General features: G+C 67.0%; 19 protein-coding genes. 5 read left to right on the forward strand and 14 right to left on the reverse strand.

Annotation, left to right across the window (positions count from 1 at the left end):
* Positions 1-24 precede the first annotated feature (24 nt).
* On the reverse strand, positions 25-975 hold the full coding sequence (locus tag KUV49_RS20870; protein ID WP_222452809.1) for a sensor histidine kinase: 951 nt from the start codon (positions 973-975) through the stop codon (positions 25-27).
* Complete coding sequence (locus KUV49_RS20875) at positions 972-1,664, reverse strand: response regulator transcription factor (protein ID WP_152493235.1); 693 nt, start codon at positions 1,662-1,664, stop codon at positions 972-974. Before KUV49_RS20875 ends, KUV49_RS20870 begins: the two co-directional genes overlap by 4 nt.
* 381 nt (positions 1,665-2,045) lie before the next feature.
* Between KUV49_RS20875 and deoC the strand changes: the two genes are divergently transcribed.
* Positions 2,046-3,035 carry a deoxyribose-phosphate aldolase gene (deoC, locus tag KUV49_RS20880; RefSeq protein ID WP_222452810.1) on the forward strand — a complete coding sequence of 330 codons (990 nt, stop codon included), beginning with the start codon at positions 2,046-2,048 and terminating at the stop codon, positions 3,033-3,035.
* A gap of 11 nt (positions 3,036-3,046) precedes the next feature.
* The gene (locus KUV49_RS20885; protein ID WP_222452811.1) at positions 3,047-5,386 is read left to right on the forward strand and encodes an aldehyde dehydrogenase family protein; all 2,340 of its coding nucleotides are present in this window, start codon (positions 3,047-3,049) and stop codon (positions 5,384-5,386) included.
* A 57-nt stretch (positions 5,387-5,443) separates the two neighbouring features.
* Here the strand turns inward: KUV49_RS20885 and KUV49_RS20890 are convergent, their stop codons facing one another.
* The 4 genes from KUV49_RS20890 to KUV49_RS20905 form a co-directional block, all read right to left on the reverse strand.
* A complete protein-coding gene (locus KUV49_RS20890; protein ID WP_222452812.1) occupies positions 5,444-6,118 on the reverse strand; it encodes a cupin domain-containing protein in 675 nt (224 codons plus the stop codon).
* 52 nt (positions 6,119-6,170) lie between these two features.
* On the reverse strand, positions 6,171-8,210 hold the full coding sequence (locus tag KUV49_RS20895; RefSeq protein ID WP_222452813.1) for a capsular polysaccharide biosynthesis protein: 2,040 nt from the start codon (positions 8,208-8,210) through the stop codon (positions 6,171-6,173).
* Positions 8,210-9,301: a polysaccharide biosynthesis/export family protein gene (locus KUV49_RS20900; RefSeq protein WP_222452952.1), complete on the reverse strand. Its 1,092-nt coding sequence runs from the start codon at positions 9,299-9,301 to the stop codon at positions 8,210-8,212. The genes KUV49_RS20895 and KUV49_RS20900 overlap by 1 nt, the downstream gene beginning before the upstream one ends.
* A gap of 150 nt (positions 9,302-9,451) precedes the next feature.
* The gene (locus KUV49_RS20905) at positions 9,452-10,744 is read right to left on the reverse strand and encodes a capsule biosynthesis protein (protein ID WP_222452814.1); all 1,293 of its coding nucleotides are present in this window, start codon (positions 10,742-10,744) and stop codon (positions 9,452-9,454) included.
* Positions 10,745-10,896: 152 nt separating this feature from the next.
* On the opposite strand from KUV49_RS20905, the gene KUV49_RS20910 reads away from it, so the two are divergent.
* Both KUV49_RS20910 and KUV49_RS20915 read left to right on the forward strand, forming a co-directional pair.
* Positions 10,897-11,484: a riboflavin synthase gene (locus tag KUV49_RS20910; RefSeq protein WP_222452815.1), complete on the forward strand. Its 588-nt coding sequence runs from the start codon at positions 10,897-10,899 to the stop codon at positions 11,482-11,484.
* Positions 11,485-11,723: 239 nt separating this feature from the next.
* A complete protein-coding gene (locus KUV49_RS20915) occupies positions 11,724-12,686 on the forward strand; it encodes a hypothetical protein (RefSeq protein ID WP_222452816.1) in 963 nt (320 codons plus the stop codon).
* 88 nt (positions 12,687-12,774) lie between these two features.
* On the opposite strand, the gene KUV49_RS20920 is transcribed toward KUV49_RS20915, so the two are convergent.
* The 6 genes from KUV49_RS20920 to KUV49_RS20945 form a co-directional block, all read right to left on the reverse strand.
* Complete coding sequence (locus KUV49_RS20920) at positions 12,775-13,425, reverse strand: DUF3726 domain-containing protein (protein ID WP_222452817.1); 651 nt, start codon at positions 13,423-13,425, stop codon at positions 12,775-12,777.
* On the reverse strand, positions 13,422-15,113 hold the full coding sequence (locus KUV49_RS20925; RefSeq protein ID WP_222452818.1) for a hypothetical protein: 1,692 nt from the start codon (positions 15,111-15,113) through the stop codon (positions 13,422-13,424). Before KUV49_RS20925 ends, KUV49_RS20920 begins: the two co-directional genes overlap by 4 nt.
* Positions 15,114-15,183: 70 nt before the next feature.
* Positions 15,184-16,752 carry a BCCT family transporter gene (locus tag KUV49_RS20930; protein ID WP_222452819.1) on the reverse strand — a complete coding sequence of 523 codons (1,569 nt, stop codon included), beginning with the start codon at positions 16,750-16,752 and terminating at the stop codon, positions 15,184-15,186.
* Between the two features lie 44 nt (positions 16,753-16,796).
* On the reverse strand, positions 16,797-17,792 hold the full coding sequence (locus KUV49_RS20935) for a membrane dipeptidase (RefSeq protein ID WP_222452820.1): 996 nt from the start codon (positions 17,790-17,792) through the stop codon (positions 16,797-16,799).
* 366 nt (positions 17,793-18,158) lie between these two features.
* The gene (locus tag KUV49_RS20940; RefSeq protein WP_222452821.1) at positions 18,159-19,610 is read right to left on the reverse strand and encodes an aldehyde dehydrogenase family protein; all 1,452 of its coding nucleotides are present in this window, start codon (positions 19,608-19,610) and stop codon (positions 18,159-18,161) included.
* 100 nt (positions 19,611-19,710) lie between these two features.
* Positions 19,711-20,589, reverse strand: coding sequence for a LysR family transcriptional regulator (locus KUV49_RS20945; protein ID WP_222452822.1), 879 nt, complete (start codon positions 20,587-20,589; stop codon positions 19,711-19,713).
* 133 nt (positions 20,590-20,722) lie between these two features.
* Between KUV49_RS20945 and KUV49_RS20950 the strand changes: the two genes are divergently transcribed.
* The gene (locus KUV49_RS20950; protein ID WP_222452823.1) at positions 20,723-22,384 is read left to right on the forward strand and encodes an amidohydrolase; all 1,662 of its coding nucleotides are present in this window, start codon (positions 20,723-20,725) and stop codon (positions 22,382-22,384) included.
* 149 nt (positions 22,385-22,533) lie between these two features.
* On the opposite strand, the gene KUV49_RS20955 is transcribed toward KUV49_RS20950, so the two are convergent.
* Together KUV49_RS20955 and glpK are read right to left on the reverse strand one after the other, a co-directional pair.
* On the reverse strand, positions 22,534-23,652 hold the full coding sequence (locus tag KUV49_RS20955; protein WP_222452953.1) for an iron-containing alcohol dehydrogenase: 1,119 nt from the start codon (positions 23,650-23,652) through the stop codon (positions 22,534-22,536).
* A complete protein-coding gene (glpK, locus tag KUV49_RS20960; protein ID WP_222452824.1) occupies positions 23,652-25,139 on the reverse strand; it encodes a glycerol kinase GlpK in 1,488 nt (495 codons plus the stop codon). Before glpK ends, KUV49_RS20955 begins: the two co-directional genes overlap by 1 nt.
* Between the last annotated feature and the right edge of the window lie 10 nt (positions 25,140-25,149).

A 25,149-nucleotide genomic window follows, 5' to 3' on the forward strand; every position in this document is an offset into this window, starting at 1 on the left:
CGAAACGCTTTGGCGCCCGGTCGATCACCCGAAGGTAATCTCGAAACACGCGCCCTGCTGTTGCGGCGCCAAGGCGATGTCGCCCTGCGCGGCGCGCAGCATCGTCTGCACGATCGCCAATCCCATGCCAGTGCCGCCTTGCGTCCGGCGGGTCGTGAAGAACGGCTCGAAAATGCGGGCCCGGTTGCCCATCGCGATGCCCGGTCCGTCGTCCTGCACGGTAAACCCCGAGGCGGTGCCCGCGACGGTCAGCGTTCGGGCGCCATGAGCCGCTGCATTCTGCGCAAGATGCGTTAAGATGGCCTGTAGTGCATGCCGGTCCAGTGGCACCTCGCGATCTTGCCGAAGCTCGACCGAAAGACTGGTGTCCAGGACGTCAATGGCCTGTGACAATCTCGTCGGGCCGCGTCCCATTGGATCGCGGGCAGAGGCCAGGCGACGCAGCGCATCCAGAAGCACCTGCATCTTCAAAGCGGACGTACGGATCGTTTCGGTAAGCTTCGCGCGATCCTCTTGGGCCATCTCCTCTTCAAGAAGCTCGGTCGCGCCGATCAGGCTGGTCAGCGGTGATTTCAGCTCGTGCGTGACGTGGTTCGTGTAGGCCCTCAGGCCAGCCTCGCGGTCCTGAAGCGTGCTGCCCATGTCCAGAACTGCTTGCCCCAATGCCGTCAGTTCGGGCGTTCCGAAATGCTCGGGCAAGGGCGCGTCGTCGCGCCCGTCCTTCACAGCCTTGGCGTGGGCGGTCAGTGCATAGACAGGCCGCAGAACCAGGCGCCATAAGAGAAACGCCAACAACAGCGTGACGACCACCGCCAGCGTGCCGATCAGAAGCGTTGTCTCGCCCCAGCCAAGGATAAAGCCCGCGACCTTGAAATAGCCGATCGCGATGACCGGCAGAACCAGAACGGCCGACAGGGTGCCGCCGATCACCAGCGACAGCGGCGGGCGCCATTTCTGGCGAATGCGTCGCTTCATGCCGGCTGACATGCGCCCATTCGGATGCCCACACCGTGCACCGTTTCGATCGCATTCTTGCATCCGGCATCCGCCAGCTTGGCCCGGAGGTTGCGCAGGTGACTGTCGAGGGTACGGTCGGAAACATGAATAGTCGGGCCGTAGACCGCATCGGTGAGCTGCGCCTTGGTCGCGACATGATCGGGCCGGGCCATGAGATGCGCGAGAAGCTCCATCTCTCTCGCGGTAAGTGCGATGGCCTGCGCGCCGAAGTTGCACAGATGCCGCCCTGGATCGAGGCGCAATCCGCCGTGGCTGAGCAGTTGAGCGGCGTCGGGAACCGGGCCCGACTCCGTGCGCTTCAGGATGGCGCGGATGCGGGCCACCAGTTCACGCGGCGAAAACGGCTTCGTCACATAGTCGTCGCCGCCGAGTTCGAAGCCGAGCACGCGGTCAATTTCCTCGTCACGCGCCGTCAGGAACAGCACGGGCGTCTGGTGCTCGGCCCTCAACCGGCGGCACAGTTCCAGACCGTCCATTTCGGGCAGGCCTATATCCAGCACGATCAAGTCGGCCTTGCCGTTTCGGGCCTTGGCCAGCCCCTCGGCACCGTCACCCGCTTCGGTGACCGCATGACCGGCTTTCTTCAGCGCGATCCGCAGCACATCGCGGATTTGCGGGTCGTCGTCGACAATCAGGATATGGCTCATTGAGGCGTCCGCAGGCGTACCGTTTCCGGCATGAAGCTAGGCGATTGATCGGGCGCGGAAAAGCCCTGTCGTGCCCCCGGTCCGTCCAAGGCCGCGCCGGACAGGGCAAGACCCGACAGGATGGCAATGCCGAGCGCACATAAAAGCGCGTTGCGCCGGCTTTGTCTGCGGCGACGGGGCTGGGGGTCGATCAGTAGGGCGCGAGACATATTTCTTTCCTTTGGCCTGTCCGGTTCACTCGGACAGGCTATCGGGAGAACGTGCAGCGCCTGACCGTCCAGTCGTGCAGAAAACGTGCAGGACCAGTGACAGGCTTCAGCTTGCCATCGCCCCACGCGCGTGCGACGATTCACGAGTGAGTTTCCTGCTTTCACGGTATCCATGACGACCCGGACCGACACCGCGCCCCTGCACTTGCCGATCGCGGCGGAGCCACGCAACGAGGGCGTGCCGCTTGACCTCGATCGCGTTGCCGGCGTGCGGGCCAATACCTCTGCCATCGAGCGTCGGGCATCTACGCTTTCGGGGCGGCGCTCGGTGAAGAACGATTACCAGGCGGCGTGGCTTTGCCGTGCGATCAGCTGCATTGATCTGACCACGCTGGCGGGCGACGACACGGTTGGACGGGTCGCGCGCCTGTGTGCCAAAGCCCGGCAGCCGGTCCGCGAGGATCTGTTGCACGCGCTGGGCATGTCAGGGCTGACAGTCGGCGCGGTCTGCGTCTACCACGACATGATCGCGCCCGCGAAAGCGGCATTGGAGGGCAGCGGCATCCCGGTGGCGGCGGTCTCCACGGGCTTTCCGGCGGGTTTGTCGCCCTTCCACCTTCGGGTGGCCGAGATCGAGGCGAGTGTCGCCGAAGGCGCCGACGAAATCGACATCGTCATCTCGCGGCGGCATGTGCTGAACGGTGACTGGCAGGCACTCTACGAGGAAATGCGCAGCTTCAGGGCCGCGTGCGGTGCGGCCCATGTGAAGGCCATCCTTGCAACCGGAGAGCTGGGCAGTCTGCGCAACGTCGCGCGCGCGTCGCTGGTCTGCATGATGGCGGGGGCGGATTTCATCAAGACGTCTACCGGAAAGGAAAGCGTGAACGCGACGCTGCCGGTGACGCTGGTGATGCTGCGCGCGATCCGGTCCTACCACGCGGCGACAGGATTTCGTGTCGGCTACAAGCCTGCAGGCGGGATCTCCAAGGCGAAGGACGCATTGGTGTACCTCGCCATGATCAAGGAAGAACTGGGGGATCGGTGGTTGCGGCCCGACCTTTTCCGGTTCGGAGCTTCGTCCCTGTTGGGCGATATCGAGCGGCAGTTGGAGCATCACGTGACAGGCCGGTATTCGGCAGGCTGGCGGCACGGTGTTGGATGAACGATGGTACGATGACCGTCAAAGAAATCTTCGAGAGCATGGAATACGGCCCTGCGCCGGAAAGCGCCGCCGAGGCCTATGCATGGCTGGTGGATCAGGGGGATCGCTTCGGGCATTTCATCGGCGGTGATTTCACCGCGCCCGGAGAGGGGTTCCAAGCGCGCAACCCGGCCAGTGGCGAGGTGCTGGCGACCCTGACGCAGGCAACTGCACAAGACGTGGACGACGCGGTGGTCGCGGCGCGCAAGGCGCAGCTCAGGTGGGAAGGACTGGGCGGCCCGGGGCGGGCCCGCTACCTCTACGCGCTGGCCCGGCTGGTGCAGAAGAACGCGCGGCTTTTCGCGGTGCTCGAAACCTTGGACAATGGCAAGCCGATCCGGGAAAGCCGGGACATCGACATCCCTCTCGTGCACCGGCATTTCTATAATCACGCCGGTTTGGCGCAGTTGATGGATGCAGAGCGGCCCACAATGCGCGCACATGGGGTTTGCGGGCAAGTTATCCCGTGGAATTTCCCTTTGCTGATGCTTGCCTGGAAGGTGGCACCGGCGCTGGCGGCTGGCAATACCGTGGTTCTGAAACCGGCCGAGTGGACATCCCTGACGGCGCTACTGTTCGCGGATATGTGCAAGCAGGCCGGACTGCCTGATGGGGTGCTCAACATCGTGACCGGGGATGGCGCGGTTGGCGAGATGGTGGTTGGTCATACCGACATCGACAAGGTGGCGTTCACCGGGTCCACCGCCGTCGGCCGCCGCATCCGCGAGCTGACGGCCGGGCAGGGCAAGGCGCTGACGCTGGAGCTGGGCGGCAAGAGCCCTTACATCGTCTTTGACGATGCCGATCTCGACAGCGCCATCGAAGGGCTTGTCGATGCCATCTGGTTCAACGGCGGCCAGGTCTGTTGCGCGGGCTCGCGCCTGCTGGTGCAGGAGGGGATTTCCGAGGATTTCCATGCGCGGCTTCGGGAGCGAATGGGCAAGCTGCGGGTGGGCAACCCGCTCGACAAATGCATCGACGTGGGCGCGATGGTCGACCCGGTGCAGGTCGCGCGCGTGCGGGAGATGCTGGATCGCAGCGAGGCGGGTGAACGTTTCTCGCCGGCGGTGGAAATGCCGGAGGAGGGCGCGTATTTCCCGCCGACACTGATCACCGGGCTGGCGCCGTCCGACGGCCTGATGCAGGACGAAATCTTTGGCCCGGTCCTGGTGTCGACCACGTTCAGAACACCCGATGAGGCCGTGACGCTTGCCAATAACACGCGCTACGGTCTGGCGGCATCGGTCTGGTCCGAGAACCTGAGCCTTGCGCTGGGTGTGGCACCCAGGTTGGAGGCCGGTGTCATCTGGGTGAACGGGGCCAACATGTTCGATGCCGCGGCGCCCTTCGGAGGTGTCCGGGAAAGCGGATTCGGACGTGAAGGCGGCTGGGCGGGGCTGGACGCCTATCTTCGGCCTGCGGCCAAGCCGAAGAGGCTCAACCCGGTGGCGGGTTTTACGGGCAGCGGCGCGGTCGAGGGCATGGACCGGACCCCGAAGCACTATATCGGCGGCAAGCAGGCGCGGCCCGACGGGGGATACTCCCGCGTCGTCTACGGCAAATCCGGCACGCCGCTGGGACAGGTGCCGGTCGCAAACCGCAAGGATGTCCGCAATGCGGTGGAGGCGGCACGCGCAGCGGCGGGATGGGCGCGGACCAATGGTCATGGCCGGGCGCAAATCCTTTATTACATGGCCGAGAACCTGTCAGCACGTTCGGACGACTTTGCCAGGCTGCTGAATGCCATGACCGGCCGTCGCGGCGGCGCGGCGGAGGTCGAGGCAAGCGTCGACAGGCTGTTCACCTGGGCCGCATGGGCCGACAAGTTCGCCGGCGAGGCCGTGAATGTGCCGATACGGGGCATGGCGTTGGCCCTGAGAGAGCCGGTCGGCGTGATAGGGGCGTTCTGCCCGGACGAGGCGCCGCTTCTGGGGCTCGTCTCGGTGCTGGGCGCTGCGATGGCTATGGGAAATCGCGCCGTACTCGTGGCCTCCGAGCCGTTCCCGATGGCCGCGATGGAATTTGTGCAGGTGCTGGAAACCTCGGATGTCCCGGCGGGCGTGGCGAATGTTCTGGTCGGGCCGGTTGCGGATCTTGCGCCGCACATGGCCGGACATGCGGATATCGAGGCGGTATGGAGCTTTGCCTCGGCCAATCTGTCCGAGGTCATCGAGCGCGAAAGCGCGGCAAATCTCAAGCGAACATGGGGCACGAACGGCCACGCGCGGGATTGGTACGATCCGACCGATTGCCGCGCCTTCCTGGAGGCGGCGACCGAGGTGAAAACGGTGTGGGTGCCCTACGGCGAGTGACCAAGATACCTTGCGGTGGTTGCCCAGGTCAGAAGCCTGAGGCGCGAGCCGGGCACGCTATGTCCTGGGGCCGACGGGTGTTTCGCGCAGGTGGTCCCGCTTGATCCAGACGCGCGCGCCGGTAGGGCCAACCTCCGCGCTGCTCGATGCGCCCTTTGGCAGCCGTAGCCAGCTGAGGCGCTCGAATGTCTCGTCGCCCTCGACAAAGCCGCCGTCGAGCACCAGCAGCTCCAGTCCGTTGGGCGCGTCGAGCGACACGGTCGCGTCAGGCGCCCAGCGTTCAATGGCGACGTCCTCGCGCCCGTCAGAGAATAGCGGCACGATCTCGACAGCGTCACGATCGGGCAGAAAGCGCATCTTGTTCGTGTCGACACGCACATGCGTCCGGTCGGCAAGGTCGAACTGCCACAGCTTCACGAGAATGGTGCAGCCCGGCTCGGATCCCGGCGTATGCGATGATTCCGGCGGGTTCCGGATGTAGCTGCCTGCGGGAAAATCGCCGTGTTCGTCAGAGAAGACGCCCTCCAGCACCAGAAACTCCTCGCCGCCGGTATGGACATGAGGCGAGAACGCGCTGCCCGGAGCATAGCGGACAATCGAGGTGGCGCGGGCCACTTCGTCGCCGATGCGGTCGAGAATACGGCGATCGACTCCGGGCATGGGTGACGCCACCCAGTCTTCGCTTGCGGCGTGCACCACGGCACGCTGGGTGAAATCGCTGTTCCGGTCCATGCGGCGCTACCTCTGTTGTGTTGGTCTCAATATGGGACGCCGGTGCGAAATGTCACCGCCAGAGCCCAGCGTAAGAGGCAAAGACGCCTTGCAGCTTGAAGAGCAATCGGTTGGCCGGGCCAGGATGGGGAATATCGCCCGCGGCCAGGCGATCCAGGACAACCTCGACGGGGCAGGGTTGCCCGGTGACAGGGTCGAAATAGCGCGGGTAGTCGATGAGCGCTGCATGCACAAGGCCGTTCAGCGTGGGCCGCGCGGCGCGGCGGGCGGGGACCTGCCCAAGATCCTGGGTCAGACCCCAACCGGCGTAAAAGGGGGCGCCGGTGGTCGTGACGGGCACGTTGCGCAACAGGGCCTCGAACCCCAGAAGCGACGTCATCGTGAAAACCCGTTGGACCTGCGTCAGCAGCCCCGCGGGGTCGGTGTGCGGCAGGACGACCGCACCCAGCCTTTCCAGTTCGGCTTGCGGAACTGTTCCGTCGCGAAGACCGCTTTCGACATCGGGATGCGGCTTGTAGAGCAGGATCGCGTCGGGATAGGCGGCATGCGCAGCCTCCAGCAGGGCGAGATTGGTGGTGACCTGGTGAGCGCCGGTGCGGATCGATGCATCGTCCTCGACCTGGCCTGGAACGAGCACGCGTGGTCCCTTGGGCAGGTCCGGAACGGACAGCCCGAGATTGTATTTGCTCAGCCCCAGGGAAACGAGGTGCTTGATCAGGCGCTCAGCGCGCAGGTCCTGATCGGGGCGCAAGGTGCTGCGCCGGGCGATCCAGCGCTCAAGCCGGCTTTCGCGCGTGGGATCGTAATAGATCCCGAGATCGTCGCAGACGAGCGACAGCGGGGGCACCAGTTCCGCACCCAGGCCGCGCGAGCGCAGGAAGCCGTCCTCGACCCGAATGACAGGCGCATCGGCAGGTGCCTTGCCCGCCCAGCACATATGCGTGCGCCCGGTCGTGGCGGCGACCTGGGCGGCGCGGGCGGGATCATCCTTGAAGATCATGCGTTTTTCCGCGCCGAAGATCTGCTGGAGCGGTTTGCGTTTCCACAGGCGCATCCCCGACGCCACCCAGCCGGCGTGGTCCTGGCGCCACGCATTGGTGCGGGCCTCGAGAATGGAAATCGCGTCTTCCAGATCGCAAAGCCGGTCGCGATGCGGATCGTACCACGCGGGATAGAGCAGCATTGCCGCGGCAAAGAGCTGAGCGCGGGAAAGATTGCGCCCACGCCGGGGCAGGGCATGCGGGTGCCGGTCCTCGGTCAAGCCCCAGCCGGCATAGAATGGCTGGCCGAAGACATGGGGTTTGTGTCCGGCAAAGATCGCCTCGAACCCAAGTTGCGAGGTCACCGCGTAGACAGCCACCGCGCCTTCCATCAAGGCCCACGGGCTGACCGCGCTGGAAAAGAGCGTCACCCGGTCGCTGGTATCACCCGGTCCGAAATAGCCTTCGCGATGACCCTGAGCTGTCTCGGGATGGGTCTTGATCAGCACCGGGCAGCCGGGATTGTCCGCCTGTGCATGATAGAGCATTTCGCGAAACGTGTTGGCGTCGGCTCCGCCATGGGTCACCGACGCGTCGCCACGGGTCTGGTCGAGCACCAGCACATAGCCCGGATCGGGGCAGGGCGCCGCAGGATCGAAGGCGGTGTACTTGGTCAGGTGCGCCTCGGCCATGCGGGCGATGCAGCCACGGGCACGGTCCATCAGGGCGGTGTCGTCAAGCGGGTGCGTGGCGAGGAGTGTTTCCAGATCGGAGGGCGCGCTGCTGTCGAAATGCACGCCCGTGCGGTCGATCAGAAGGCCCAGCGGCGGCTCGCCCGCACGGCCGGGGTGCAGGGACCGCAGAAAGGCATCCTCGACGCGGACCAGCCCGGCGCCCGTCCGGGCCGCCATGGCCTCGCCCCGCGCGGCGTAGCGGGACCGGCCCCAGACCGCGATGAGGTCGTCGGGGCCCGGCTTGCCCAGGTTCAGGGGAAGGCCGGCGAGGTCGAGGATACGTCGAATACGTTTCTGACGCAGAAAGCCTGCGTTGAAATAGAAAACCCGCCGGGCGTCGTCGCTCCCGGCGGGTTCCGAAGGGGTTTGTTCGATCATCAGTTTCCGCTGAGGGTATCACTTGCGGTCGAGATGGATCCGACCGCGCCGAGCGTGCCGGTGAGCGCGCCGATGACCTTGCTCCACTGGGTGAAGGGGGCTTCGGTCACGTAGAGCGTGTCGTCGTCGCGGATGGCGAAGTCGCGCGCCATGAACATGCCGTTGGGCTGGGTGAGGTCCAGCACGTAGACCAACCGCTGTGCGCCGATAAGGTCGTTGCGTCCGAGCACCTGGTTGGCGATTTCCGCCGGTTCGTTGCGCAGAACGAAAACGCCGGTGGGGTCGGCCGCGTTGGCCTGAAGACCACCGACCTGGGCGATGGCCTCGATCGCCGAGATGGTGGGCGACGGGAAGGGCACGCGGGCCTGGCCGCCGGTGGCGCCGAGCGCGGTGAAGGCGCGGGTGTCTTCCTCGACCAGCACGCGGTCGCCGCCGCGCAGGGCGATGTCGAATGCGGGGTGGCGGAAGAGATCCTGGAACCAGACCTTGGACCGCATGTTGCCGCGGATCACCGTCACCTGCGCGATCTCGGGTTCGATGGTGACGCCGCCTGCGGCGGCAAGCATGGTCGACAGCGTGCGGGTCGGACGTTCGATCGGGTAGACGCCCTGGGCGCCAACGGCGCCAACCAGGGACACGGTCGCACCGTCGCCTGCAAGGCGCCGCACCTCGACCTGCGGGTCGGGGGTCTGCTCGTCGAGCTTGGATGTGATGATGCGCCGGATTGCCTCGGGCGTGTTGCCAGCAGCGCGGATGCGGCCCGCGTAGGGCACGAAGATAAAGCCGGCACCGTCGACCTGAACCTCTTCCAGCAGGGTCTGGTTCGCGCCTTCGCCGGCCAGAAGACCGTCGTCGACGTTTTCCCAGATCGTCAGGCCAAGCGTGTCGCCGGGACGGATCGTGTCGGAGCCGACGAGGCCCGCGTTCTTGAAGGCCTCGGTGAAGCCGAGCGCCGGTTGCACGGCGGTTGCCCGGGTGACGCGATCGTTGACCGACACCACGAAGGCATCGCCGGAGCGTTGTACCGAACCGGAGTAGATCTGACGCTTGCTGGGCCCGGAGCGGGGGAGGAAGGTACACGACGCGACCATGCTCACAACGAGCAATATCGCGACGGACTTCGCCCATCGTTTGGATTGGATTTTCACTGCCCGGTCTCCTCGACCTGTTTTTCTGCCTCGGTTTTTTCAGGGACCGTAGCGTGAAGCGGTCAGAAAATCCAGTGCCTTACAGACAGACCTTCAGGTGACGGCCTGCAACTGTTGCCTTGGTGCCGCGGTGCCGGTCAGAAGCGCATCATAGGGATCGTCGGGACTGAGCATCATGTCCACCGCCTGTCGCAGCAATTGCCGGCGGCCGCTGGAGGAATAGAACCCGCCCGCGACCTGGCTGGTTTCAAGCAGGTAACGGCGGTAGTCGCCATAGGCCTTGCGGTCGGGCCGTTCTGCCCCGGCGAAGAAATCGCGCAGCGGCTTGGTCGAGACGAATTCGGGCTTGGCATAGACCGCTTCGCCGAAGGTCTTGAGCGGAATTCCGCGCCAGAGCACCTGTTGCGCGGCGGTGGAATTGACGGTGACGGCGCTGCGGGCCTCGTTCAGCAGGCGCGCGAGTTTGCCGCCGCGCACGTAATGCACCCGGTCGAATATGCCGTGCTCGCGCGCCAGCCGGCGCAGGGTGGCGCGAATGGGCGTGCGGCCATCCTCGAGCGGGTGGGCCTTGACCACGAGATGGTGGTGCTTGGGCGCGCCCATGGCGAAATTCTCGGTCACCGTTTCGAGGAACTCGGTCATCGTGTCGAAGGGCGAGTGTTTCTGGAACGAGGAGTCATGTTCCAGTTGCAGCAAGGCCAGGTGATAGGGAAAACCGCCGTGGCGGATGCGCCATGTGGCGAGGCGGCGGTCGATGGCCTGAAACGGCATCAGGACCAAGCGCTTGAGATAAAGGGCGAATTCCTGGCGCACGGTCAGGGCCCGGTGGGGGCGAAAGTTGCGGTACTTGCGATTGAACAGCAGCACGCAGCCGTGATAGGCGGCCCCGTAGAAGATGTGCTGGCGCATGTCGCCCCACGACGCGGGGGGCAGGGCGGTGTCCATGTCGGAATTTTCCAGCGCCTTGCGCATGTCGTCCACGCCCATCTCCATCAGGCGCGAATGGCCGTTGGAGCCGCCACGCTCATACGTGACCCAATAGGGGCGCAGATAGCCTTCTTCGAAGACATGGATGGTCAGGCCCGCCTGCCGGGCCTCCTCGACCGCCTGGGCGTGGATCATGCGGGTATCGCCGTAAAGCACGAGGTCGGTGACGTCCCTGTCGCGGACCAGCGCCCGGAAGAAGCCGCGCCATTCGTCGGCCGTTCCGGTAAAGGGAATGTAGCTGTGGCGGTCGCGCCAGAAGGCCGCGTCGCCGGCGTTGAAGCCCACGCGCCAGACCTCGGCCCCGGCGCGGCGCAGCATCTGCCCGAGTTTGGAAAAGAAAGGGCCGTGGGGACCTTGCAAAAACAAGAAGACCCGGGTGTCGCCGGTTGCTGAACTCATGCCCTTCTGCCTCTGTCACGCATGACTGCGTTTAATATTTTCGACCTTAATAGACCAGTATTTAGACGAAATTAAGGCCCGGGACGCTGGGCCGGTTCTTGCCTTGGACGGGCTGGCCCGGTAGGTCGGAAGCGGACCAGAAGGAGACAGCCATGTTCACCGGGATCATCACGGATATGGGCGAGATACGCGGGCTGGAAAAGCGCGGCGATCTGCGGGCGCGGATCGGCACCGGCTATGACATGTCGGGCGTCGACATGGGGGCCTCGATCGCGTGCGACGGCGTGTGCCTGACGGTGGTGGACAAGGGGCCGGACTGGTTCGACGTGGACGTGTCCGCCGAGACGCTGTCGAAGACCAACCTCGACACGTGGAGCGATGGCAGAAAAGTCAATCTGGAGAGGTCCTTACGCGTCGGAGATGAACTGGGCGGACATATCGTTTCGGGCCATGTGGACGGGCTGGCCGAGGTCGTTGGCGTCGAGGATGAAGGCGACAGCACGCGGGTGAAATTGCGGGCTCCCGAGGCGCTGGCCAGGTTCATCGCGCCCAAGGGGTCCGTGGCGCTGAACGGCACTTCGCTGACGGTGAACGAGGTCGAGGGCGCGGTCTTCGGCATCAACTTCATCCCGCATACCAAGCAGGTCACCACGTGGGGCCGGGTGGCGGTGGGCGATCGGGTGAACCTGGAGATCGACACGCTGGCGCGCTACGTGGCGCGGCTCGCCGAGGCGGGCTGAAGCGCAAAAGGTTAACGATCTGATCATCGCAAAATCGACGTCGGTATCGCGTCGGTATCCGAGTGGTATCGCGTCGGTGCGGTGAGACGGAAAGGCGCGGATGAACGCGCCGGCCGGTGATGTGATCCCTTTATGAACCTTTCTTCCGGGCGGCCCGACCCATTCAGGCAGGCGAGTCGCGTCCGTCCCCGTCAGGGGTCGCGGCGGATCGCCGGCCTGGTTTCAGAGAGGTATTTCCGATGACACTCCCCCACCGATTTCACATCGCGGCGCTGACCGTGCTGATCCTCGGCAGCCTAGTCGCCGGGCGCGCCCAAGCGCAGGATGCGCCGTGCAGCCATGCGGCCTGCCGGGCGGCCCAGGCGGTGGCGCCGGCCTGCCGTATCTACATGGAAGCATCCACGGGCCGCGCGACCTTCTCGCATCGCGCGCTTCAGGGGCGGGTGTCCTTTGCCAGCCGCGACCAGCCGGATGGCTGCCTGCGGCGCGGGCAGGCCTATGCCTTGCAGGGATGGCGGTTCAACAATCGCGGCGGACACAAGGTGCAGCGGCTCCGTCTGCTGCAACGCGCCGAGCTGTTCGATATCGCGTTCGAGGACGGCGATGGCGGCGATTACATCGACGGGTTCGCCTGGCTGGTGCCCTTGCCGGAGGGGGTGCCGATCCGGACGGTGCAGGCGCGGGAATGCCGGGGGCAGTGCAGGCTGACCCTCCCCGGGGTTCGCGCGACCGACACGGTGGTTCTGACCGGGTTCGAGGTGGCGCGCGTGGGCGGCGACGGCCACGTGCGGGAACTGGCGATCGGGCCGGCGGACTTCTCGGGCGGGCAGGGGATGATGCCGGTGACGTTCCGGGACGATGATTTTGCCTTCCGGGCGACGGTGCAATACGCGGTGCTACCGCGGGGAATGGTCTCGGGCGACCAGCGCGCGCGAAGCGATTACGCGCGGCAGGGCCTGCCGAACCTGTTGTCGGCACGATACATCCACCCGGATCTGCAGAGGCCGTCGGGCGCCGGCGCGCGGATGCTGCGCGGCTTTCGCATGGCGTTCGGCAATGGTGGGCATTTCCTGGAGGATGTAGGCATCGAACCGCTGCCGATGGCTTACATGGCGTGGTTCCAGGACAACCAGCCGGCGGCCGAACGCCGGGTGCCGGACGATCCGTTGGCGTGGTCGGTGGATTGGGTGTCGGCCCGGTGAGCGGGGCGCCGAGAGAAAATTCTGCGAATTTTCTTTGGCGCAATGGATCAGCCTGGTACCCGGGAAAATTCGCAGAATTTTCTGGCGGTCAGTCGTTGTCGACGAGACCGGCGCCGGCGCCCGTGAGGCGGCTGGCCTCGGTTTCCGGCGCATAGGTGCGCTGGGCGAAGGTGTCGAGGATGGCAACGGCCTGTGGCATTGGTGTGGCCCGGTAGAGCCGGGTGAGGACGGTGCCGGCGCGGGCCTCGGTGGTGGAGAGATGCACGGTGTCGGTTTCGGCACGGTCGAGGGCGGCGCCGGGGTCATCGAGAAGGGTCTTGCCGTCTGCCCGGGTGATCGTGCAGCCATGCCAGTCGAGCGACAGGGGCGCGCCGGTGCGGTCGGCGGCCCAGACCATGTAGGGGACCAGAAGGAGCGGCCAGGCGCCGGGGCCGAGCGTGACGCTGCGGCCCGCGGCCCAGTCGGCGGCCAGATCGCAGAGCGCGGCGCCGGTGACGAGGGGGCAGAGCAGGCCGGCGGAGGTGGTCCATGTCTCGCCCAGGGTTTGGGGTCCGAGGGTGTTGGCGGGGACGCCGTCGTTGCGGGTCAGGACATCGGCCAGGGCCAGCGCGCCCGGCCAGCCTGCCGCGCAGGTCCAGCGGGCGGCGCGGCCGGCTTCCTCGGCCAGGCCCCAGGGGTATCCGGCACCGCGGGTGGCCTTGCGCGAGAGCGCCTCGATTTCATTCAGGGACCACGTCATTGCGCGCTCCCTGGCAGCGGCGGCAGGGTCCAGTCGTCGCCCATTTCGGCCAGTTCGTGCGGGAAGGGGGCGTGCTGGAACATGTTGATCCTGAGCCAGCGGTCCGAGCGGGGGTCGAAATGGCAGGCGCCGAAGAAGCTGAGCTTGAGCCGCAGCATGTCGACGGGCAGCATGTCGGCGGAGAGCGTGTTGTCGCGGATCTCGGCATAGGGCAGGCGGGCGGCGATCTGGGCGCGGCGGGCGATGTGGCGATGCCGGGGGTGGGCCAGCAGGAATTCGGCGACGGTGGCCTGGGGGGCGTCCCTGAGCGCGGCATGGGCCAGCACGGCGTCGCGGCCGGGGCCGAGGGGTTGTTCGTAGGGCTCGATCGGCTCCAGCGCGCGTTCGCCGAGGCGGGGTTCGAGCTTGGCCTGGGAGGTGTACCAGACGCGGGCCTGTGCGTCGGGGGCGGTCCAATCGAGGCCGAGCGCCCAGGCGTAGACGTCCTCGATGATGGCCTTGAGGCGGTTCGTGGACATGGTGCCGTCGATGGGGAAGCTGGCCTGTTCGTCGGCGGCCATGCAGCGGGTGAGGTCATCGACCAGATCGCCGTAGGGTTCGAGCAGCAGCGAGGCGAGCTGTTCCTGTCCTTCGAGCGACAGGTGCGCCTCGCCCCAGAGCCACAGGCGGTTCCAGGGGTGGTCGGTGGTGAGGTCGGCGGTGTCCAGATGCGCCATTAGCGCGGTCATGTCGGTGCGCAGGGCGTTGCACTTCTCGATCTGCATCGGGTGGGCGGAGTGCCAGCCCTCGGCGTGAACCTGCGCGCGGGCGGCGAAGCGGCGGAAGGCTTGCGCGGTCGCCTCGGGCGCTGCGGGTTGGGAGCGGACGCGGGCCAGCGCCTCTTCCCGCGCGGCGACCCAGGCGTTGAGCAGCGCCGGGTGGTTCACCAGGAAGGGCGCCATGCCGAGGCCGGTGGAATTGCCGATGCCGAAGCGGCGGCGCAGGGCCGGGTCGAGCGGCACGGCGGTTTTAGGCGCGCGGGCGCGGGCCATGTGCTCGACAAGGTCCATGACGAAGCAGCGGGTGAGATACACGGACAGCATCTCGATCTGGAACGGCCCGGCGCATTCGGGGCGGTGGCGGGTCTGTTCGCGATCCGCCGCGCCAAACTTGCCCGAGCCGTAGACCGCCGTGGTGCGCATCAGGTAGCCGACGGCGCGGACTTGTTCTTCGTCCGGTTGGTGGCCTTGGCTGAGGGCGCCCACCACGTGATCCCAGAGGCGGACCGAGCGGTTGGCGCGGGAGAGCGACAGCTCGCGGTCGGAGATGCGGCCGGATTCCTGCAACGGCACGTTGTCGCGGAGGCGGGCGATGTCGGTCTTGGTGGGGATGCCGTCGAAGAGGGTAAATGTGGCGTCCCAGGCGGTGGCGATGACGCGGTCGGAGCGTTGATCTGCCGGCAGGTCATGGGCGAAGGCGACGAGGGAATAGGCGTGGTCCGGGCCTTGCGCGGTGTAGACGGCGTGGCCGACGCCGCCCGCGTCGATGTCGAAACTGGTCTGCGTGATGGTCCAGTCGTCGCGCACCAGCCGGCGCAGCAGCTGGCGCATGAAGGACAGCCGGGTCTGGTGCGCGGCGCCGAGACGGGCCAGCGTCATGACCGTGTCGGGGTCACGGGGCTGGATCGTTTGCTGTGCCGCTTGGTCCATGCCGGCTCCTTCAATGCCGATGATAGGGGCGTGGGGGCGATCCGTCCAAGGACCGCCCCGGGTGGTGGTGTCAGTTTGCCTCGCGTCCCTTGGCGAGCGTGATGCGCAGCGCGTCCCAGAGCGAGGGCAGCAGCACCAGCGACACCGGAACGGCGGTGACGACGATGAAGCTTTGCAGTTTCGAGATGCCGCCTGAGCCGGTGTAGATCAGGATCAGGGCCATCACGCCCATGGCGATGCCCCAGAAGATGCGGACCGGCAGCGAGGGGATATCCTCGTTCGACATGGCGACCGAGATCACGTAGGTCATCGAGTCGCCCGTGGTGGCCACGAAGACGGTCGTCAGGATCAGGAAGAGCATCGAGACGAGAAAGCCCGCGGGCAGCGACTGGGTGATCGCCAGCAGCGCGGCGGGCAGGTTGAAGCCTTCGAAGGCCGACGAGATCGCGCCCTGGTTGTTGAGTTCGGCGTTGATGCCGGTGCCGCCGACGATGGTGAACCAGAAGCAGGTCACGATGGGGGCGACAATCGACAGCATGATGACGATCGAGCGGATCGAGCGGCCCCGGCTGATGCGGGCGATGAACATCGCCATGAGCGGGCCGTAGCCCAGGAACCAGCCCCAGAAGAACACGGTCCACCAGCCGAGCCAGCCGGGATCGCCGAAGACGCCGGCCTTGCCCCGGTAGAGCGCCATGCCGAAGAAATCGGTGATGTAGGTGGTCATGCCGCTGAAAAAGCTTTGGAAGATGAAGCCGGTGGGGCCGGCGACCAGAATGAAGAGCAGGAGGAGGGCTGCGAGGATCACGTTGAAGCGGCTGAGAACCTGGATGCCTTTCGACAGGCCGGTGGCCGCCGAGAGGGTATAGATCGCGACGAGGCCGAGGATGACGGCGGCTTGCGTGCCGAACGTGTCGGGGAGGCCGAAGAGGGTGTTGAGGCCGTAACTGACCTGCAGCCCGAGAAAGCCGATGGGGCCGACGGTGCCCGCGACCACGGCGATGATGCAGGACGCGTCGGCGATGAGGCCGATGGGCCCCTTGATGGCGGCATCGCCGAAGAGCGGGTAGAGCAGGGTGCGCGGGGCCATGGGCAGGCCCTTTTCATAGTGGTAATGCATCAGCATCACCGTGGTCAGCGCGCCGAGGATGGCCCAGGCGAGAAAACCCCAGTGCATGAAGCTTTGCGCGAGGGCCGGGGCGACGACCTCTGCCGTGGCGCTTTCGGCGCCGAAATAGGGGGGTGTCGACAGGAAGTGGGCCATGGGTTCGCCCGCCGCCCAGAAGACGCCGCCGCCCGCCAGAAGCGTGCACATGATCATAGCGCCCCATTGGAAGACGGGGAATTCGGGCGTGCTGAGGTTGCCCATCAGGGCCTTGCTGCCGGGCAGGACGATCAGGACGAGGCCGATGAGGAAGGTCGCCAGCAGCAGGAGCTGCCAATAGAGGCCGAAATATTTCGCTGAGACCGCGAAGCTGGTATCGACCATGCCGGAGAGCAGGTCGAGGTCGTAGAGGGCCACGAGGCAGAACAGCGCGATGAAGCCGCCGGTGATGGCGAAGAGGGGTTTGTTGATGTGATGCGTGCCGCCGGAGCCGTGTGCGGCCCGGGCGTCTTGGGTGTGGCTGGTGTCGGACATTCTGGTCTCCCTGTGGAATATCCATGGATGGGCGGTTTGCGCCCTCAGGACTCCGGTTCTTGTTGGTCCGGGGTGAAGTTTTCGTCGAAAAAGCGCAGCCAGTTGCCGCCCATGAGGCCGGCGATCTCGGTGTCGTCGAAGCCGACCTGTTTGAGGCCGTCGGCGAGGTTCGGGAAGTCGGTGTTGTCCTTGAACCAGTCGGGTTGTGGCGGGAAGCCGGGGTTTTGGGCCGAGCCCTCGCCGTAGTCGATCTGTTTGGTCCAGCGGCCCGTGCGCATCCATTCGACGATGCTGTCGGGTTGGTCCTGGCAGAGGTCTGAACCGATGCCGAAATGCTCTGGCCCGAAACGCTCGGCGGCCATGGCGATCATCTCGCAGAAGCTTTGCAGGGTGCAGTCGGACTTGTCCTTGAGGTGATGGGGGTACATCGAAAAGCCCATCATGCCGCCGTTCTCGGTGACCGCGCGCACCACGTCGTCACGCTTGTTGCGCAGCGCGGGCTGCCAGCTGTGCAGGTTGGCGTGTGTGATGGCGATGGGGCGCTGCGAGTGGTCCGCCGCTTCAATCGTGGAGCGGTCGGCGGAGTGGGACATGTCCACCACCAGCCCGACACGGTTCATCTCGGCGATGACCTCGCGGCCCATGCGGGAGAGGCCCGCATCCTCGGCCTCGTAGCAGCCCGTGGCGAGGAGGCTTTGGTTGTTGTAGGTCAGTTGCATGAAGCGCGCGCCGAGGTCGTGCCAGACCTCGACGAGGCCGATATCGTCCTCGATGGGCGAGGGGTTCTGGAAGCCGAAGAAGATGGCGGTGCGGCCGGTCTCGTGCGCGGTGCGCACATCGCCCGCCCACCGCCCCTTGATGATCAGGTCGGGGTATTGTTCGAACCAGCGGTTCCAGCGTTCGACGTTGAGGACGGTTTCGCGGAAGGTCTCGTGGTAAGCGACGGTGACGTGGACGGCATCGAGGCCGCCCTGCCGCATCTGGCGGAAGATCTTTTCCGACCAGTTGGCGTATTGCAGTCCGTCGATGCGGTAGGTCATGGCGTTGACCCTTCTAAAAAGGTTCGAACGAAAGTGCCCGGCATCGCCGGGCCGCGCCCGCCCCTCCCCACGGGCGGGCGCATCGGCGCCGTTGCGCGCCGAAGCGGTGTTCGGCAGAGGGACGCCGCCGCGCTTTGAAGAACCGTGGTGGCGCCCCCCCAGGGGCGTGCACGGCCCGGCGATGGAGCACACGCCGGGACGAGGCCGCCCCTGGGGGGCGCTGCAACCTTGGAGTATCGCAAGAGGGCCGGATTGCGCGCGCGGTCCGTGTTGCGCGGGACGTTGGCCGGGCGCCCGCCCGTGGGGAGGGGCGGGCGCGGCTCGGCGGTGCCGAGCGACGGTGATCGGAAGAGGCAGCGGTGTGCGTCATTCCGGCGAGCCTGCTGCTATGTAGGCTGTTTTCACGATGGTGTAGAAGTCGCGGGCGTGGATGCCCTGTTCGCGGGGTCCGTAAGAGCTGTCGCCGCGGCCGCCGAAGGGGACGTGGTAATCCGTGCCTGCGGTGGGCAGGTTGACGGTGACGACCCCGGTGCGGGCGTTGCGGCGGAAATGGCTGGCGCGGGCGAGGCTGCGGGTCACGATGCCGGAGGTGAGGCCGAAATTGGTGTCGTTGACCACGTGGAGCGCCTCGTCATAGCTGCCGACCTTGATGACGGAGGTGAGCGGGGCGAACATTTCCTCGCGGTTGATGGCCATGTCGTTGGTGGTGTTCAGAAACACGCCGGGAGACATGTAATGGCCGTCGTGGTCGAGCGTCAGGCGGGTGCCGCCGCAGGCAAGCTCGGCGCCTTCGGATTGGCCTTTGTCGACATAGGCGAGGTTCTCGTTGAGTTGGCTCTCGGAGACGACGGGACCCATTTGCGTGCCCTCGGCCAGCGCATGGCCGACCTTCATGGCCCTGGCGCCGGCGACGAGTTTCTCGACGAAGGCGTCGTGGATGTCCGCGTGGACCACGAGGCGCGAGGAGGCGGTGCATTTCTGCCCGGTGCCGCCGAAGGCGCCGCCGAGCGCCAGCGTGACGGCGAGGTCGAGATCGGCGTCGTCCATCACGGCGAGCGCGTTCTTGGAGCCCATCTCCATTTGCAGGCGGGTGAAATTGCCCACCGCGGAGGCGGCGATGTGACGGCCCACCGGGACCGAGCCGGTGAAGGAGATGGCGTCGATGTCGGGGCTCTCGACGAGGCGCTGGCCGACCTCGCCGCCGGGTCCCATGACAAGCTGGAAGAGGCCCGGGGGAATGTCCTGTTTCGCGATGATCTCGGTGAGCGCCACGGCGGAGGCGGGCGTCAGGTTGGCCGGTTTCCAGATGACGGCGTTGCCGTAGGCGAGCGCGGGCGCGATCTTCCACGAGGCGGTGGCGGTGGGGAAGTTCCAGGGGCTGATGACGGCGACGGTGCCGACGGGTTCGCGGCGGACGTGGACCTCGACGCCGGGGCGGACGGAGTCGGCGTTTTCGCCCAGCTGGCGCAGGACCTCGTGGGCATAATAGGTGAAGAACTGCCCGGCGCGGTAGACCTCGCCCTTGCCCTCGGCGAGGGGTTTGCCCTCTTCGCGGCTGAGCAGCGTGCCAAGGTCCTCGGCGCGGGCCATGAGTTCGGTGCCGATGGCCATGAGCACGGCCTGGCGGCGTTCGAGGCCATACGTGGCCCATTCGGCTTGCGCGGTGCGGGCGGCGGCGATGGCCTCGTCCAGCTGCGCGACGCTGGCCTGGGTGAAGTGGCCCACAAGGTCGGAGAGGTCCGAGGGGTTGCGGTTCTCGATGGAGGACGGCCCTTCGGCCCACTGGCCCGCGATGTAGTTCAGCTTGAGTTCGGTCATTGCGCATCCCTGGAAAGTGATTGGCGAAGTCTTGCCAATGCAGCGTTTCAAGGCAAACGCAAAGTTCTGTAGGAAATTTCAGTAAATCTGAAATTTCGAGTTAGTGGGTCAGGGGGATTTCCTGCGCCCGGATGGTTTGGGCGAGGGCGGCGGTGGCGGGGGTCATCCCGGACTCCGTCGGCGTGAACATCCAGACCTCGCGCCGGATCGAGGCATCGACGAGGGGCAGGAAGGTGATGTCGGCGCCCGAGTCCTGCATGGTGAGTTCGGGCAGGAGCGTGACGCCCATGCCGGCGCGCACGAGGCTGAGGAGGGCGGCGGTGCCCGAGACGTTGAGCGTGGCGCGGTCGAGGATGGGGCGGAAAGCGGGATCGCTGACATAGTGGCAGAGGCCGTTGGCGATGAAGGGAATATCCACGAGGTCGGTCCAGGTGAGGGCCTCCCAGTCGGCGGCGAGGGGATGATCCGAGGGGCAGACCACGCCGAAGCGGTCGGAAAAGAGCAATGCGCGCTCGAACCCGGCCTGAGGGCCGAGGGAGGCCAGCGCGATATCGGCGCGGCCTGTGGCAAGTTCGTGGCCGATGGCGGCGCTGTCGGTATCGCGCATGTTGATGCGCACCAGCGGGTGGTCTTGGGCGAAGCGGTGCAGGATGGCGGGCATGAGCATTTGCGCCACCGAGGGCGTGACGGCGAGGCGGACATGGCCGGCCTCGGCGCGCGACAGCCCCTCGATGGCGGCGATCGTGCTGTCGAAATGCGTCAGTTCGCGACCCGCCTCGACGCGGATGAGTTCGCCCAGGCGGGTGAGGCGGGACTTGCGCCCGGCCTCGAAGAGGGGCGCGCCGATGTGATCCTCGAGCTGGCGGAGCATCATGGAGACGGCGGAGGGCGTGCGGCCCAGGGCCTCGGCCGCGTCGGCGAGGTTGCCGCGCTCGGCCACGGTGAGAAAGCAGCGGAGCATGTCGATCTTGATGGCCATCGGCTTCAGCTTTCGTTGAATGGGCGGGCGGCATTGCGGCTTTGCTCAAGAAAGCGCAGGGCGGGCGTGCTGTCCAGCTTGACGGCGCGGGCGGCTGCGGCTTCCATGCGCGAAACATGACGAGGAGGCAGGCATGGCACCGGATATCGTGATTCTGAACGGAAAGGTCCTGACGATGGATCCCGAGCGGCCAAGGGCGGAGGCCGTGGCGGTGGCCTCGGGGCGGATCGTGGCGGTGGGCGCGAGCGCCGAGATCGGGGCCATGGCCGGGCCGGACACGAAGCAGGTGGATGCCGGGGGCGCGACGGTGCTGCCGGGGTTCATCGACAGCCACGTGCATCTCTTCGCCGGGTCGGTGGAAATGGGATACCTGGACCTGTACGGCGTACAGGGAGAGGAGGCGGTGGCCGAGGCAGTGCGGGCCTATGCCGACGACTGCCCCGACGACCGGGTGGTCTTTGCGGTGCAGGCGGCCTACGAGCTGATGGGGCCGGGGCGCGAGACCACGCGGCAGGACCTGGACCGGGTGCTGCCGGACCGGCCCCTGGCGCTTTATGCCGGCGATCATCACACGATCTGGGCCAATACCGCCGCGCTCGAGCTTGCCGGCATCCTGCATGGCGGGCCGGTCGAGGCGGGCGCGGAGATCGTCATGGCCGAGGACGGGACGGCGACGGGCAAGCTGCTGGAGCCGTCGGCCTATGCCCCCGTCCTGGGCCTGACGCGCAATGGCGGGCGCGACATGGCGGGGCTGGTGACCGGGGCCGATCCGGTGCCCACGCCGGGGCCGGAGGAGCGGGCCAAGGACAAGGCGGCGCTGATTGCCGGGCTGAAGCATTGCGCCAGCCACGGGATCACCGGGCTGCACAACATGGACGGCAATTTCTACCAGATGGAGCTCTTGGCGGAGCTGGAAGCCGAGGGCGGGCTGATCTGCCGCGTGGAGGTGCCGTTTCACATGAAGAGCCACGATCCGATCAACCGGCTGGAAGAGGCCGAGGAGATGCGGGCGCGGTATGCCAGCGACCACCTGTGGTGCAACCGGGTGAAGATGTTCATGGACGGGGTGATGGAAAGCCGCACGGGGCTGATGCTGGAGAACTATCCGGACGTCGACAGCAACGGCGACGCGGTGTTCACGCCCGAGCAGTTCAACGCGGCCTGCGTGGCGGCGGATGCGCGGGGGTTCCAGATTTCCACCCATGCGATCGGGGACCTGGCGGTGCGGCGGACGCTGGATGGCTACGCCGCGGCGCGGGAGGCCAATGGCGTGCGCGATGCGCGGCACCGGATGGAGCATATCGAGATCATCCATCCCGACGACCTGCCGCGGCTGGGCGAGCTGGACGTGGTCGCCTCGGTCCAGCCGGGGCACGCGGCCTTCGGGCATTTCTTTCCGCCGCATGGCATCCGCGAGGTGCTGCGGCCGGACCAGTGGCCTTATGCCTATGCCTGGCGGGCGCAGCGGGAGCACGCGGCGCGGATGGTGTTTTCCACCGACTGGCCGGTGATGCCGGTGGACGTGATGCCCAATGTGCGGGCGGCAATAGACCCGATGGACCTGGGCGAGGGGTGGCCGGACCAGTCGCAGGGCTTGCTGGACGCGCTGGAGAGCTACACGGCGGGCAATGCCTGGGTGGAGTTTTCCGAGGATCGCAAGGGGCGGCTGGCGGAAGGGTTCATGGCGGATATCGCGGTGATGTCGCATGACCTGGAGGCGATGGAGCCGTCCGAGTTGGGGTCGGCGCGGGCGGTGCTGACGCTCTGTGGCGGGCGGGTGACCTGGGAGGCGTGAGGCGGTGCCTTTGGCTTGCGTCGGGTTTTGAGTATTTTCGGCAAGAAAAAGCCGGGCGATATGTTCTGACGCGGTGCGCGATGAACCTGAGACACGGGCTTGCCCGTGAAGCGCCGCGCGACACTTGATCGTGGCCCGCGTCTTCGTCCTTAGCTGGCGGCGAGGATGCGTTGCAGCAGCCCGGTCGGAAGTTCGACCGGGTTGGCGGCCATGGAGCTGGAGGATTGCGCCTCTGCCGCGATGGCGGCGTGGTCGGCGGGAGCGATGCCCATTTGCGCGAGGGTCGGCAAGCCGTGACGGCGCGACCAGGCGGCGATGTCGGGGGTGCCGAGCGCCTCGGACGCGCTGACGCGGATTTCGGCGATGCGGCGGGCGTGCAGGCTGTCGCGTGGCAAGGTCGCGAGGTTGGCGGCGAGCGTGGCGGGCAGGAGCGCGCCGCAGACCGCGCCATGGGGGGCGGTTGGGACGCGACCGCCGATGACTCCGGCGAGGCCGTGGACGGCACCGAGGCCGGCATTTGCGAGGGCCAGCCCGCCGGTGAGGCTGACGAAGGCCATGTCGTCGCGGGCGTCCGCGTCTTCGCCTTGCATCAGTTTGCGCAGGGCGCGCAGGCCGCGCGGGATGGCGGCGCGGCAGAGCGCGTCGGTGAGCGGGTTGGCGCGCGAGGAGACGTAGGGCTCGATCACCTGGGTGATGGCGTCGAGGCCGGAGGCGAGGGTGACGGGTTTGGGCGCGCCGTCGGTCAGCGCGGGGTCGACGAGGGCGATATCGGCCAGCATGGCCGGATCGCGGAGCGAGACCTTGCGGGCATGGTCGGGCACGCCGATGACGGCGTTTTTCGTGGCCTCGGCGCCGGTGCCGGCGGTGGTGGGGATGGCCATGAAGGGGGCGGGCGGCGTGGTGAGCGGCTGGCCACGGCCCACGACTTCGAGGTGATCGAGAGGCGTGGTGGTGGCCTTGAGAAGCCCAGCGACGGCCTTGCCGAGGTCGATGGCCGCGCCGCCGCCGATGGCGACCACGTGGGTGGCGCCCGCGTGGCGGGCGGTGTCGAGCGCCTGTTCCAAGAGGGCGAGGTCGGGTTCGCGGGGGCAGGCGAAGGCGGTGGTTTGCAGGCCGGGGGCGTCAAGCAACGCCTGCGCGTGGCGCGGGGTGGCACCGTGGACGACGAAGGCGTGCGCGCCGAGGGAGGCGGCGAGATCGGCCGCCTTGGCGAACTCGCCGCGGCCGAAGAGGATGCGGGCGGGGGCCGTCAGGCCGAAGGGTGCGATCATACGGACATCGTGGCTTCGACGGCGCGTTTCCAGGCGGCGTATTTGTCGTCTCGGGCGGTGGCGTCCATCGCGGGCTCGAACCGCCGGTCGAGCGCCCAGCCGTCGGCGAAACCGGCCTGGTCGGGGCAGATCCCGGCCTGCATTCCGGCGAGCCAGGCGGCCCCGAGGGCGGTGGTTTCCTGCACCTTGGGGCGGTCCACGGGGGCGCCGATGATGTCGGCAAGGAACTGCATCGCCCAGGCCGATGCGGACATGCCGCCATCGACGCGCAGGACCTGTTTGGCCTCGTCCGAGGACCAGTCGGCGGTCATGGCTTCCAGCAGGTCGCGGGTCTGGAAGCCGACGCTTTCCAGCGCGGCGCGGGCGAACTCGGCGGGGCCGGAATTGCGGGTGAGGCCGTAGATCGCGCCGCGGCAGTCGGGCTGCCAGTAAGGCGCGCCGAGGCCGGTGAAGGCGGGCACCAGGATGACGTTCTGGTGGGGGTCGGCGCGGTCGGACAAGGCGTGGGTTTCGCCCGCCTCGCGGATCATCTTGAGCCCGTCGCGGAGCCACTGGACCACCGCGCCGGCGATGAAGATCGAGCCTTCGAGCGCGTAGGTGGGCTTGCCGTCAAGCTGGTAGGCGATGGTGGTGAGCAGGCGGTTCTGCGAGCGCACGGGTTCATCGCCGGTATTGAGCAGGGCGAAGCAGCCGGTGCCGTAGGTGGATTTCATCATGCCGGGGGCAAAGCAGGCCTGGCCGACGGTGGCCGCTTGCTGGTCGCCCGCGACGCCGAGGATGGGGATTTCGCGCCCGAAGAGGTCGGTGCGGGTGGTGCCGTAGTCGGCGGCGCAGTCGCGCACCTCGGGGAGCATGTTGATGGGCACGTTCAGGAGGTCGCAGATGGTCTGGCTCCACCGGCCCTTGCGGATGTCGTAAAGGAGCGTGCGGGCGGCGTTGGTGGCGTCGGTGGCGTGAGTCTTGCCGCCAGTCAGCTTCCAGATCAGGTAGCAGTCGACGGTGCCGAAGAGGAGGTCTCCGGCCTCTGCCCTGGCCCGGGCGCCGTCGACATTGTCGAGGATCCAGGCGAGTTTCGTGCCCGAGAAGTAGGGGTCGAGCAGGAGGCCGGTGCGATCGGTTATCATGTCCTCGTGACCGGCGTCGCGCAGGGCGCGGCAGGTCTGGGCGGTGCGCCGGTCCTGCCAGACGATGGCGCGATGGACGGGCTTGCCGGTGGCGCGGTCCCAGACGATGGTCGTTTCGCGCTGGTTGGTGATGCCGATGGCGGCGATGTCAGACGGAGTGAGCCCCGCGCGTTCGATGGCGGCGCGGCAGGTGCCGGCGGTGGTGGCCCAGATATCGTCCACGTCATGCTCGACCCAGCCGGATTGCGGGAAGTGCTGGGTGAATTCCTCTTGCGCGGTGGCGACGGGGGTGAGCCCTTCATCGAAGAGGATCGCGCGGGAGGAGGTGGTGCCCTGGTCGATGGCGAGGATGTGGGTCATGTCGGGGCCT

This window comes from Roseovarius atlanticus (assembly GCF_019802205.1).
GTDB lineage: Bacteria > Pseudomonadota > Alphaproteobacteria > Rhodobacterales > Rhodobacteraceae > Roseovarius > Roseovarius atlanticus_A.